The organism is Nitrososphaera sp. AFS (assembly GCF_009898475.1).
Classification (GTDB): domain Archaea; phylum Thermoproteota; class Nitrososphaeria; order Nitrososphaerales; family Nitrososphaeraceae; genus Nitrosopolaris.
On record NZ_QURE01000003.1, the window covers coordinates 22415 to 34862 of the forward strand.

The 12448-nt window shown below is 42.6% G+C and carries 18 protein-coding genes and 1 tRNA gene; 15 read left to right on the forward strand and 4 right to left on the reverse strand.

All coding sequences use genetic code 11. The annotated features are described in order from the left end of the window. Positions 1-78: 78 nt before the first annotated feature. The 3 genes from purL to purS form a co-directional block, all read right to left on the reverse strand. Positions 79-2301: a phosphoribosylformylglycinamidine synthase subunit PurL gene (gene purL / locus DYY65_RS00625; RefSeq protein ID WP_236561569.1), complete on the reverse strand. Its 2223-nt coding sequence runs from the start codon at positions 2299-2301 to the stop codon at positions 79-81. Continuing rightward, the gene (purQ, locus tag DYY65_RS00630; RefSeq protein ID WP_162476081.1) at positions 2280-2948 is read right to left on the reverse strand and encodes a phosphoribosylformylglycinamidine synthase subunit PurQ; all 669 of its coding nucleotides are present in this window, start codon (positions 2946-2948) and stop codon (positions 2280-2282) included. Before purQ ends, purL begins: the two co-directional genes overlap by 22 nt. Positions 2949-3080: 132 nt before the next feature. Beyond that, positions 3081-3368, reverse strand: coding sequence for a phosphoribosylformylglycinamidine synthase subunit PurS (gene purS / locus DYY65_RS00635; RefSeq protein ID WP_370519249.1), 288 nt, complete (start codon positions 3366-3368; stop codon positions 3081-3083). Between the two features lie 114 nt (positions 3369-3482). Between purS and DYY65_RS00640 the strand changes: the two genes are divergently transcribed. Both DYY65_RS00640 and purC read left to right on the forward strand, forming a co-directional pair. Next, a tRNA-Thr gene (locus DYY65_RS00640) sits at positions 3483-3557 on the forward strand. 80 nt (positions 3558-3637) lie between these two features. Continuing rightward, on the forward strand, positions 3638-4471 hold the full coding sequence (gene purC, locus DYY65_RS00645; RefSeq protein ID WP_162476065.1) for a phosphoribosylaminoimidazolesuccinocarboxamide synthase: 834 nt from the start codon (positions 3638-3640) through the stop codon (positions 4469-4471). A gap of 32 nt (positions 4472-4503) precedes the next feature. Here the strand turns inward: purC and DYY65_RS00650 are convergent, their stop codons facing one another. After that, positions 4504-4926 carry a DUF371 domain-containing protein gene (locus tag DYY65_RS00650; RefSeq protein ID WP_201449234.1) on the reverse strand — a complete coding sequence of 141 codons (423 nt, stop codon included), beginning with the start codon at positions 4924-4926 and terminating at the stop codon, positions 4504-4506. A gap of 83 nt (positions 4927-5009) precedes the next feature. On the opposite strand from DYY65_RS00650, the gene psmA reads away from it, so the two are divergent. The 13 genes from psmA to rplX form a co-directional block, all read left to right on the forward strand. Further along, positions 5010-5747 (forward strand): archaeal proteasome endopeptidase complex subunit alpha, encoded by a 738-nt coding sequence (gene psmA, locus DYY65_RS00655; protein ID WP_162476067.1) that lies wholly within the window; start codon positions 5010-5012, stop codon positions 5745-5747. A 323-nt stretch (positions 5748-6070) separates the two neighbouring features. Beyond that, positions 6071-6937 carry a putative RNA uridine N3 methyltransferase gene (locus DYY65_RS00660; RefSeq protein ID WP_162476068.1) on the forward strand — a complete coding sequence of 289 codons (867 nt, stop codon included), beginning with the start codon at positions 6071-6073 and terminating at the stop codon, positions 6935-6937. A 120-nt stretch (positions 6938-7057) separates the two neighbouring features. Beyond that, entirely contained in the window at positions 7058-8050 is a 993-nt protein-coding gene (locus DYY65_RS00665; RefSeq protein WP_162476069.1) for a 50S ribosomal protein L3, read from the forward strand. Then, positions 8047-8853 (forward strand): 50S ribosomal protein L4, encoded by an 807-nt coding sequence (rplD, locus tag DYY65_RS00670; RefSeq protein ID WP_162476070.1) that lies wholly within the window; start codon positions 8047-8049, stop codon positions 8851-8853. The genes DYY65_RS00665 and rplD overlap by 4 nt, the downstream gene beginning before the upstream one ends. Before the next feature lie 2 nt (positions 8854-8855). Next, positions 8856-9164, forward strand: coding sequence for a 50S ribosomal protein L23 (locus DYY65_RS00675; RefSeq protein WP_162476071.1), 309 nt, complete (start codon positions 8856-8858; stop codon positions 9162-9164). Positions 9165-9210: 46 nt separating this feature from the next. Further along, positions 9211-9618, forward strand: coding sequence for a 30S ribosomal protein S19 (locus tag DYY65_RS00680; protein WP_162476072.1), 408 nt, complete (start codon positions 9211-9213; stop codon positions 9616-9618). 6 nt (positions 9619-9624) lie between these two features. Beyond that, complete coding sequence (locus DYY65_RS00685; RefSeq protein ID WP_162476073.1) at positions 9625-10095, forward strand: 50S ribosomal protein L22; 471 nt, start codon at positions 9625-9627, stop codon at positions 10093-10095. Continuing rightward, positions 10096-10842 (forward strand): 30S ribosomal protein S3, encoded by a 747-nt coding sequence (locus DYY65_RS00690; RefSeq protein ID WP_236561570.1) that lies wholly within the window; start codon positions 10096-10098, stop codon positions 10840-10842. After that, on the forward strand, positions 10829-11032 hold the full coding sequence (gene rpmC / locus DYY65_RS00695; protein ID WP_162476074.1) for a 50S ribosomal protein L29: 204 nt from the start codon (positions 10829-10831) through the stop codon (positions 11030-11032). Before DYY65_RS00690 ends, rpmC begins: the two co-directional genes overlap by 14 nt. A gap of 3 nt (positions 11033-11035) precedes the next feature. After that, the gene (locus DYY65_RS00700; protein ID WP_162476075.1) at positions 11036-11314 is read left to right on the forward strand and encodes a ribonuclease P protein component 1; all 279 of its coding nucleotides are present in this window, start codon (positions 11036-11038) and stop codon (positions 11312-11314) included. A gap of 2 nt (positions 11315-11316) precedes the next feature. Beyond that, positions 11317-11652 carry a 30S ribosomal protein S17 gene (locus DYY65_RS00705; RefSeq protein ID WP_162476076.1) on the forward strand — a complete coding sequence of 112 codons (336 nt, stop codon included), beginning with the start codon at positions 11317-11319 and terminating at the stop codon, positions 11650-11652. Then, positions 11642-12076, forward strand: a complete 435-nt coding sequence (locus DYY65_RS00710; protein WP_162476077.1) for a 50S ribosomal protein L14 — start codon at positions 11642-11644, stop codon at positions 12074-12076. Before DYY65_RS00705 ends, DYY65_RS00710 begins: the two co-directional genes overlap by 11 nt. Positions 12077-12089: 13 nt before the next feature. Then, on the forward strand, positions 12090-12448 hold a 359-nt coding region (gene rplX, locus DYY65_RS00715; protein ID WP_162476078.1), incomplete at its 3' end, for a 50S ribosomal protein L24.

Sequence of the window (12448 nt, forward strand, 5' to 3'; positions counted from 1 at the left end):
TGAGCAACTTAAACAAGAATAAGGAGATCAAATAATGCAAACCTCGTGTTGTATGTTCTAATCGTTACCTAGAAAATGTTATTTGATCATAATCCGTTCAATTGCATTGTGGTGAAATGTTAGCTCATGAATGTTAGTATCAATGATGCATTTGCCCTCGTTCCTAAATGAAACTTTGGCATTAGAAGCTTTTCCAATTCTGGAAAAGATTAGGCCATCTACACTAGACAGAATATTTTCGAGATCATCAGGTCTTTGGGTTCCTATAAGGAATCGAGAATGTGATTCAGAAAATAGTATGCCTTCTAGTGATAAGCAAGAATTAGGTATTCTGTCAACATCAAGTTCGAAGCCGACTGCACCCAAAATTGCCATTTCGGAAATTGCCGTGGCAATCCCACCTTTTGAGCAATCATGCATGCAGCTAACTTTGGCGTTATTGACTAGATATAATACAGTATTGCGGTTCGTTTGGTCGTTCTTCAAATCGACTCTTGGTACTTTACCGCCCGTGAAATTATGAACAAACTCATAATATTCAGACCCTCCCAATTCTTCTAAAGTATTACCGATTACAAATAAAGTATCGCCCTCTTTGAGCCTCGCCTCCAAGACTGGTCTTCCCCTTTGAATAAGCCCTATAGCTCCTATTACGGGTGTTGGCTTAATGGGCCCTCTATTGGTTTCATTATAGAAACTTACTTTTCCGCCGACCACCGGAACCTTTGCGAATTTGCAAAAATCAGTCACTGCCTTGACTGCTTGACGGAAGCTCCAAAATATATCAGGATTTTCTGGGTTCCCAAACTGCAAATGATCAACGACCCCTATAGGGGTCGCGCCAGTACAAGTTATATTCCGACACGCCTCAGAAAGGCATCCCAAGGTTCCGTTATATGGGTCGATATAGCAATGTTTTGAATTTCCATCCAACTTGATTGCTAGGTGCTTCCCGTTATCCAACCTGAGCACCGAAGCATCGGCTATGCCAGGCTGTAGCTTTGTTCTCAACCCGACTTCGAAATCATACTGGCTATAAATCCACTTCTTGCTTGCTATCGTGGGATTGGAGAGCATTAAAAACAACGTATCAGACAAGTCCAGTGGTGAAAAAACAGGCGGCTGCCGACGATTTAAATCAAGAAGGTAAGCAGGTTTTTTAAATGCCCTATATGCGAGAGGTGCATTTGCTACTAAATGTGAAGGCAGCTGCGCAGCAATTCTTTTCTTATTTTTAATGATGAGGTTCCCATGGTTTTCTACTTTGCCGATTGTGGTAAATCGAAGACCATATTTGCGAAAGATCTGGCCGATTTCTTTAGCATCAGTTGGGTCAACTACCACGACCATCCTTTCTTGGGATTCGGATATCATTAATTCAATCGGCGACATACCGCTTTCTTTGATGTGTATCTGATCCAATTCGATATTGAAACCCAATCCCAAATTATCGGACATCTCAGACAAGCAACATGATAGCCCTCCGCCTCCCAAGTCCTTGAGAGCCTTAATGATATCAGATTCTATCCCCTCTAATATCGCTTCTATTAATAGTTTTTCTGTGAATGGATCTGCGATCTGTACCGCTGATCTTTCTTTTCGCTCGTATTTCTTAGATGCAAAAGCTGCGCCATTTATCCCGTCTCTTCCAGTGGCTCCTCCTACTAGAATAATTATGTCGCCCCAGCTAGCAGTGTTTCGAACTGTAGATTTACCTGATCCAATGCCAATCGAGACAACGTCCACAAGACAGTAGTCAGCAAACGAGGCGTCAAACTCTACTTCCCCACCAACCGTGGGGACACCGATACAATTTCCATAGTCTCCTATCCCTTTTACCACATTTTTAAGCAGCCATCCAGAATCAGAGTTTGCTGATTCATGTTTTGAAATTGGTGCGAATCTAAGGGAGTCTAAAAGTGCGATTGGTCGTGTGCCCATGGAAATTATATCACGTATTACTCCGCCTACTCCAGTCGAACTGCCTCCGTAGGGGTCAACTGCTGACGGATGATTATGACTCTCGATATGCACTGTAACAACATATCCGTCACCTACGTCCAACACCCCTGCATCATACCCAGGCCCGATCAAGACATGTTTGCCTTCGTTCGGCAACTTCTTAATGTACTTCTTGGATGATTTGTAAGAACAATGTTCTGACCATTCAGCTGCTATTATCTCCTTTTCTAATCTATTTGGTTCCCTTTTGAGCTCTTTTGAAAGGTAGGTTAATTCCTCTTTAGTCAAAGCTGCCAAGAATGCTTCAGTCACTCTTCCTATCCAGTAAGGTGATCCCAAAGAGAACGAAAAATCAAAGAAGCCTCATGGCCTATTCCAAATGCTGGTACGCGCTCCGGATGTGGCATGATTCCCATAACATTTCTATCTTCATTGCAGACGGCAGCTATACTATCAGTCGAACCGTTTGGATTATTCTGGCAATACCTAAATACCACCTGATTTTTTTTTGAGATCGATGCTAGAATCTGCTTATCGACTATATACCTCCCCTGTCCGTGGGCAATCGGTATTTTGATTGTCTGTCCTAAACTAAGAAGCGAAGTAAATGCCGTAGTATTGGTTTCTACGCGTATATTTGTCCATCCGCAGATAAAACAAAGCGACTTATTTGTAACTAGGGCACCTGGTAACAAACCGCATTCCACCAAAATTTGGAAGCCATTACAAATTCCAAGAATCATCCGACCTTTATTGGCTTTTTTCTTTAATTCCTCTACTGCAGGGGTATGAGCAGCGATTGCCCCAGCCCTAAGATGATCACCGTAGCTGAAGCCCCCTGGAATTACGAATGAATCATATGAAGATAACTTACTGTTAGCATGCCAGACTAAATCAGCTGGAATTTTCAAATCGTGATTTAGAGCACGGTGAACGTCTCTGTCACAGTTGCTCCCCGGGAAAACAACAATTCCTATTCGTTCCATTGGATGAATTGTATGCGATAGAAATTCACCTATTAAGATTGTTATTGTGTATAAAATTTCTAACTGCAAAAAATTGAAAATATGATCAAAATGCTAATAGTGTGCTGATGGCAAATGGCCGATTAAGCTTTGCTATCGTCTATTGTGCCTTGTTTTCGAGTGGCCTCTGGCAAGCGGCTTAATCTTGGGGATTGCAGTTATGGAGCAATTGCTGACAACTGGGTTGAAAATTCTTAAACTTTCACACATAGTCCTGGCATTTTCTTCAGCAATTTTCTTATTCTTTGCTTTAACCTTTAACTTAAGGCTTTTTGCTACTCTAACCCCAATTACATTAGCGTACCCACCCCTCATTATTAAATCTCTGAGAATTGTTTCGCCTTCTGGATCACTTACGTAAGGCTTGTTTTCGATTGTCACAAGAATTAGAAATTCATCTAGATCTGTTTTTTTCGAAGGTAAAGAAGTCGCCCCGCTTCTACTACATTAACGAAAGTATTAATAAACATTTGAAGTTGATAACATATTTTCGGAGGTCATGTAGCTCAGCCTGGTTAGAGCGAAGGTTTTGTAAACCTTAGGTCGTGGGTCCAAATCCCACCATGACCTTGCATCCTATATGTTCCTTAGGTGGCTTTCTCAATATTGTCATGGTACTAGTTTTATCCCTGAACCGAATAAGAGATCTAATGCAATTAATCCGCAAAGGAAAGGTGAAAGATATCTTCCGATTAGAAAGCGGTAATTTCCTATTCCATTTTTCCGATAGGATCTCTGCATTTGACGTGCCAATTCCTAGCACCGTTCCCCATAAAGGACAAGTATTGTGTAGATTCAGCGAATTTTGGTTCAAATCTATAGGATTCCCTAATCATATGATAAGGGTTACTAATGAAACTGATATGGAAGTAAGACGGCTTGAGATGATTCCACTCGAATGTGTAGTCAGAGGTTACCTTTACGGGAGTATGTACGAGCGGCATAGGAAACTTGCCCAAAAAAATGGACACAGTTCCATACCACTCAAGGCTTCTCGCTTGGCAAAGCCTATTTTCGACCCCACAACTAAATCAGATGTTCATGACACCCAGATAACAAGAAATGATTCGATCAGGCTGGGACTTGTATCAGAAGATGAGTATGATTTTCTTGAACGCACTTCGATAGCCATATACAAAGTCATGAGCAATATCATCGAAAGCAGAGGGTTTATAATTGCTGATGTAAAGTTTGAATTTGGGAAAGATCCTACTACAGGACAAATCTACTTGGCAGATTCCATAGGGCCAGATGAATTTCGTCTCTGGTTGAAAGCTGATTATTCACCGGGCAAGGATCAGAAGAGCTTTGATAAACAAATCCTGCGGGACTGGCTAATAAACAAGGGCTTCCGAACCCAACTCGAATCTTCAATTAAGGATGGATCGTTGATCGAGACTCCGGCGTTGCCACCGGAGTTATTAAATGAATTATCCAGAAGGTATGTCTGGGCCTATGAAGAAATCACCGGCATGAAGTTGTGACAAAGAATAACCTCAGAGCCATAGACGAATTACTACCGTGAAATTGTCAATTTCAATATGCCTTTTGCTTCACGATTACGTAAGAGGCGAGTCATCTCGCGTGGTATATCAGAAGCTGCCTTATCACATGAAATCGCCAATGTCCTAGGGCAAATAAATTTTGACCGGCGGATTACTAAGTCATTGACATCAGAAAGCAAAAGCTTGGGATCACTATGAGCGTGCATCACGAATACAAGATCCTCTACTATTATCTCAATCTTCAAAACGAGGTCAGTTTTCAGTAGTAACTCCTTTAGGCATGGCTTCAGATCTCTACACGCTTTGTCTGCATTCACACCAACGATGCAGTCTCCCCTCGTGGAGAGTGTTTGGGCTTTAGTTACTTCGATTGATTTTGAATGATTGCTCAGGACGTTCGGATGCCCATAAAAGGTGATCTGATCTTGAATCATTTGACTTGTCATCAACCTGTGTTCGAGCTTAGAGATACTGAAGGTAAATTTAAATTAAAGATTACGAAGTAGTAAAAAATGAATTGTTACCAGCAGCAGCGGGATATGACCGTGCAATCACAGTGTTTTCGCCTGATGGCAGGCTATATCAAGTAGAATATGCGATAGAAACAGTAAGACGGGGTACCCTTGCCCTTGGCATAAAAAGTAAGGAAGGTGTTCTCCTTGCGGTGGAGGAGAAAGCAAGAAAACTTCAGATTTCCAATGTTACTCAAAAGATATTTCAGGTTGACGATCACATAGGAGTAGCGGCCGCAGGTTACATTCCTGATGCTAGGACTCAAGTCGATCATGCTAGATTCTTTGCTCAAAGCAACAGATTGATATACGACGAACCTGTCGACGTCGAAGGAGTGGCTAAAAATATAGCGGACATGGCACAGCAGTTTACACAATATGCTGGGGTCAGGCCGTTTGGTGTTGCGCTGATACTCGCTGGGGTAGATAAGAGCGGGGCTGCACTTTATTTGACTGACCCAAGCGGTACTTATATCGGGTATGATGCTGTAGCCATCGGAGCCGGGAGTGATCAAGTAACCGAATTTTTAGAGAAGAGCTATAGGGAAAATTTGACAATGCGAGAAGGTGGAGCTCTTGCCATGGAATCGATTTCCCTTGTGAGCGAGGAAAAGACTGGTACAAGGCATGTTAAGATGGCTATCATTGCTAACGACTCTAAGATGATGAGGAAAGTGGAAGAAGAAGAGATTGAAGAGTACGCAGCCTTGGCAAAAGATAAGACAGCAAATCGTAGTGCCTAGTCTTATATCTTTAGATGCCTTTATCGGGTTCACCTAAATCGTCCAAACATTATTGTGTAGCTGCGGGCAATCATCATTGCATGCCATTACTGGTTATGGGTTCTCCTAAACTTGGCCGAGGCACACTATTTTCGTAACCTCGGAATCTAGTATTTAAGTTAAGCTCCGCCCCTCACCTGAAATCGGCCTTTGACTCCAGGTTACCAAAAGAAGGTGATCAGTAACCTCGAGTGGCTTAGACGCTGAGGGTCTGACGTGCGTGAAAGGAGCTAAACCACACTATTCGAAAATTTGAAATTATTGTACTTGAAAGGCTTTTTCATATGAATCATCAACAACTACCAAATCTTTGGATAGCGATTCCTGATTCATCCCTTTCAGATGAGCAAACTATCAGAGACAAGTCTATCAAGATATGTCAGTTTGCTCGAGCTTGTTCTATCTTTCGTGTGAGCAAGATCTACATTTACCATGATAGTTCACAAAGGCTCAGGTCCCAGGATTTGGTGCTGTTGACGACCATTTTGCGATATCTTGATACTCCGCAATATCTTAGAAAAAGATTGTATCCTCACTCTAGAGAACTAGCGTATGCCGGTATCTTACATCCATTGAGTTCACCTCACCATCAGGAATTACAAAGATTTGAAGATGTTAAAGTTGGAGATATACGAGTAGGCGTTATTTGTCAGGTGAATGGACAGTATTGTGCGGATGTAGGTCTGGATGGGCTTGTGCTATTAGAGACGAGGAAAAAAAATTTTGTTAATAAAATCAATGTGAAAATTACCGCTACCAAGCCAATTCTGAAAGGAGTGGAGGCTAGACCAGACGATATTAGGACATATTGGGGGTATGATGTGCTCGAAGCGCGAAATCTTGTTGAATTGACGGAAACGCTACCTAACACACATATCATCCTCACTTCAAGAAAAGGACGCTATATTACGAACGTAGATCCCGAGATCTTTGCCATCAAGTCACCCGATAATGTTCTCATGGTATTCGGTTCACCTAAAAAAGACGTAGATGAGATAGTTGCCAGTGAGGGAAAAAAAATTAAGATATCTTATATGATGTTGAATACTTTTCCCTTACAGGCAACTAGGACGGTGAGATTGGAAGAAGCAATTCTAGGATCACTCGCAATCTTGAATTTTATGCTTTTGAAGGGGAATATTGGAAACTAGGTGTGAACCCGGGGCGAAAACATTAAATCATTGACCAATAAATCGACCGATTTCCGGGTCACCTATCTTTTCGTTAAATAACAATATAATTATTAAAGGGCATACCTTGTGTGGGACTATATGGGTCATCGCAAGTATAGCGCTCCACGCAGAGGTAGCATCGCTTTTAGGCCTAGAGCAAGAGCCAAGAGTATAGAATCAAGAGTAAGAAATTGGACTTCGTACGAAACTGAAAAATCTAACTTGGCTGGCTATGCTGGGTTTAAGGCTGGAGTGATACAGGTCTTAACAATTGATGATAGGGAAAAGACCCCCAATTTTGGTAAGCATCTTTTGAGCCCCGGTACCGTCGTAGCAACACCGCCCATAAGGCTAATCGGGGTGAGGGCCTATTCAGAGACTCCTTACGGCAATAATGTGATCTGTGATGCTTACTCAAAAGAAGTTCCAAAGGATCTTCAGAGAAGGCTATCCTTGAATTCTAATTTGGCCACTGAAGAACAGTTAGCCAAGATGGAGGGAGCGTCATCAGTCGTGGCACTGGCTACTATTTCGCCGCGAGATGTGAATTTAGCACAAAAGAAACCATTTGTTTTCGAAGTTGGAGTGACTGGCAGGGATGTAAAAGCTAACCTAGAATATCTAAAAACAATTCTTGGAAAAGATGTTCGCGTTAGCGATGTGTTTCAAATTGGTCAATTCGTGGATGTTTCAGCCATTTCCAGGGGGAAAGGAATAGAAGGCCCAATTACGAGGTTTGGTGTAAAAAGGAAACAGCACAAATCAAGGAAAAGCGTCCGTGCGGTTGGAACCCTTGGACCTATATCACCAGCGGTAGTTATGTATACGGTTCCAAGGCAAGGACAACGTGGATTTCACCAACGGACAGAATACAATAAACGAATTCTAGTGATGTCCAATTCCAAAAATACGGCTGACTCTATAAATCCTAGAGGTGGGTTCAAGCACTATGGGTTAATAACTGGTGACTACATCGTTTTGAGAGGTTCTGTTCCAGGAGTTGCCAAGAGACTTATAAAATTAAGACAACCGATACGAAGCTATCAGAAGAAAGTATCGCAACCGAAAATTTTGGAGGTCCTCGTTGAATGAGTAAGAGCGTTGCGATCCTCGGACTTGACGGGGCTAGAAAGGAGACGGTTGTGCTTCCGAAAATTTTTTCAAGTGTATACAGGCCTGATGTCATACACAAAGTATACGTTAACTCTTTATCTCACGGCTATCAGAAACAAGGCCGATATCCTGCTGCCGGTGAAATAGTAAGTGCAGAATCTCGTAATACTGGCCTAGGAATGGCGAGAGTTGCCAGGGCGAGGGGTGAAGGCTTTCCGAGGGCCGGACAAGCTGCCGGGGTTGCAGGGGTAAGACATGGCAGGCTAGCGCATCCGCCTGAGTCTTGGAAAAAAATCTATAAAAAAGTTAACAAGAAAGAGAAGCGATTAGCTCTGCGCTCAGCCATAGCCGCCACAGCGAAAAAAGAATTGATAGTAAAGCGAGGCCACAACATAGGCAAGATCTTGGACTTTCCGATTTTGGTGTCTAACGATCTAGAATCTTTGGAAAGGACTAAGGAACTCAAAAATACCTTGATTAATTTAGGCCTTGAGGAAGATATGGACAGAGCGGCGTTATCTAAGAAATCGAGATCAGGAACAGCGAGGCGAAGAGGTCGAAAAAATTATGTGGCTTATAGTGCTCTAATAGTCACCGGGAGTGGCGATGCGAAAGTACGTCAAATCTCAGGATCTCTGCCTGGGGTTCACGTAAAAGGAGTGAGACAATTGAGCGTACTTGATCTAGCTCCTGGTTCTAAGCAAATTAGACTAACAATATTCTCTGTCAACGCGATTGATGAGCTTCGACGACTAGATTCTGTACAGGATAAGATGAACTAAAGATGGCTCAACAGAAGCAAACTCCACATGAATCAATGGAGAACATGACTGTCGAAAAAGCCAGGGCAATTATAATCAAGCCGTATATAACTGAGAAAGGATTCAATTTGATAGAATCCCATAATACCATAATATTCATAGTGGGGCGTAACGCCTCGAAACACGATGTGAAGGCGGCCATAAGGACTCTGTATGAAGCTGAAGTAGCAGAAGTTAACACAATGAGAGGGACCCGAGGAAAGAAGGCAATGGTAAAATTTGCGGAAGATGAAGGAGCTAGGAATCTTGCTACAACTCTCGGTCTCGTGTAGCAAGACCTCGTTAGATTTAAAAGTAGCAAGGAACTGCCAAGTCTAGTTGGTTCGCGAGTTCAAGTTTAAAGGATACTCTCCAGAGCAGTTGCAAACTTTATCGATTGAAGCATTAATTCCTCTTTTGAATGCACGTCAACGGAGGTCACTTGATAAGAGAGTGGGCACATATATGAGCGACGCAAAAAGGAAATTGCGTGAAGATATTAAGATGGCCAGAGAAAAGAAGCTCAAAGGCGAATTAAAGACCCACGTCCGTGACATGATTATTTTACCCGACATGATAGGACTAAACATAAAGGTTCATAATGGGAAGGAATTTGCCTTAGTTAATGTAAGGCCCGAAATGACTGGACACTACCTAGGAGAATACGCAATAACTAATCGAAGAGTGCAACACGGAGCGCCCGGTGTGGGAGCCTCCCGTTCTTCACTTTATGTGCCTTTGAAGTGACCGGCAATGCCACATTATTCTTATGCATTCCAGCACTTTGATAAGACCAAGCATGTAAGGGCCGCGCTCAGGGAAAAAAACATCTCACGCAAACATTCTAGAGAAGTTGCATTGGCAATTAAAGGACTTTCGATCGAGAAAGCACGTGAGTATCTTGAAAACGTTATAGCTAAGAAACTTGCTGTTCCCTATAGGCGGTACAATAATGAAGTAGCACATCGTTCTAACATTCGCGATGGTTTCTATGCTGGGAGATTTCCTCAAAAAACTGCAAAAGAATTCCTCAGACTTCTCGATAATTTAGAATCTAATGCAGAATACAAAGGTATGGATCTTGATAGGCTCAGGATAATTAACTCAGTAGTTCACATAGGTACCAAGCTGGAGCGGTTTACACCGAGAGCAATGGGAAGATCTAGCCCAAAGATAGGAATTTTAGTCCATATCGAGTTAGTCGCAAAGGAGGGTCCTGCTTAAATGAGTGCGGTTAAGAATGTAATGAAAAACAACTTTCGCAATCTAGAGCTGGATGAATATCTGGCCTCTACATTGAAGGACGCGGGATACGGTGAAGTAGACGTACAGAAAACGCCTATAGGAACTAGGATAACGTTATACGTTACTAGGCCTGGTTTGGTCATCGGAAGAAAAGGTACAGGTATAAAGGAACTGACCTCGAGGCTAGAAGAGAAATTTGGCTTAGTAAATCCCCAAATATCAGTACTCGAAGTATCGGTCCCAGAGCTGAATCCTAAAATCATGTGCAGCAGGATTGCACAGCTCATTGAAAGAGGAACTGCGTTCAGACGGGCAGCGATGTGGTCAATGAATACAATTATGAATGCTGGAGCGCTGGGTGTGGAAATAGCAATAGCCGGGAAACTCCGTAGCGAGCGAGCCCATTTTGAAAAGCACTCATCAGGCGTAATGCCCAAAAGTGGTGATTTTGCCGAGAGAGTCGTTAGGATCGGAACTACTTCTGTGTTGACCAAAATGGGTTTGATGGGAATACAATTAAGAATAGCATTGAAAAACGAGCTCCCCCAGGAATTTGAAATTCCAGAGCAGCCAATCAAAGCTGAGCTCTCACAGCCACAAACTGAAAACAGTCTTGATTCTACAGACTCAAATGCTCCAGCTAGCAATTTGGATAACTCATCGGTTCAAAGTATAGAAAATAATAAACCGATTGTAGCTTCAGGTAATTCAAATGGCCAGACTTAAAGTCAAGACACTACGAGAGATGAACAGCAGCGATCTGACTGAGAAATTGTCTGAATTAAATGCTGATTTGGCCAAACTAAGGTCAGAGGGAGCAAAAGGCACCTTAAAGAAGGAAACGGGGGATTTACGATGGATACGTAGAGATATAGCTCGGATAATGACTATTTTGAACGAGAGGGGGTCATCGTAGGCCATGATAACGCCGAAGAACCTACTCTCACACGAACTTGTTGGCCTTCATGCCACAATATTGGCTAGTCCACAAACATCTATCATTGGTATGTCTGGCACGATAATATATGAAACAAGAAACATGCTCACAGTCAGAACCAAGAACGGAATAAAAAGGATCTCAAAAAGATCAGTAAACAGAATGCGACTGCTTCTCCCATTCAGCGCTTGCTTTATAAGAGGTCAGTCCCTTATCGGACGACCAGAAGATCGTATATCAAATGTTCGTAGAGTTGGTTAAAATTGACAAGAAACCTTGGAATCGTTGTTGAAGCTCCACGCAAGGTCTGCTCAGATGTCTTGTGTCCCTTTCATGGAAAGCTGTCTGTTAGAGGCAAACTATTGTCTGGGACTGTGATTACCGCAAAGGCTAGGAAAATGATTGTCGTTTCGAGGGAATACCCTCGCTTAGTTTCCAAATATCAGCGGTATGAAAGAAGCAGGTCACAGGTTCACGCTTACCTTCCTGAATGTATTGAGGTGGTCGAAGGGGGGGCAGTAACTATTGCCGAATGTAGACCATTATCTAAAACGGTGTCGTTCGTGGTAATAGCAGGGAATAATAGGAATGTCAGCTAAAACAAGGGCGGTCTCTGCAAAGGGAGTAGAGGAATTTAGACCGTATATTACTAGGGCATTACCAGTTACAGCAGAGCTAGTCTGCGCTGATAATACCGGTGCGAAAATCTTGAGAATTGCGATGGTAGGAAGATACAAGGGGAGGCATTCAAGAATGCCTGCCGCTGCCGTAGGTGATTTGGTTACCGTTACTGTGAAAAAGGGAGCATCAGAGTTACGCAAGCAGATATTCGGAGCAGTCATCATTAGGCAGAAGTATGCTATCAAGAGGTTGAATGGAGTGCATTTGTCTTTTGAAGATAATGCTGCAGTCCTGGTAACACCAGAAGGTGAAATAAAGGGAACCGATATCAAGGGTCCAGTTGCAGCTGAAGCGGCAGAAAAGTGGCCTAGAATAGCGAACCTTGCATCGCTTATAGTTTGAGTGTAATTAAAATATGACAAGAGTAAACGGAAGGATCTTTCATACCCCTGCCAATTTAGGGGATCGTAGAATTAGCTCGACTTTGTCTGACAGTTTGCGTGAACAATATCACCGTAGGAGTCTTCGGGTAATAAAGGGAGACAACGTACGGGTAGTCCGCGGAGAATACTCTGGAATCGAGGGAAAGGTAGAGAAAATTAACACAGCGAGAGGATCGTTATCAATAGAAGGGATTCAGCGTGAAAAAGTCAAAGGTGGAAATGTAAAGGTCCAAATTCATGCCTCAAATGTTACCATAACTGGCCTTAATTTCGATGATAAACGTAGGCAAAAATCCCTGGAAAAAACTCCGGATTCAGCTAACCCTCAAAA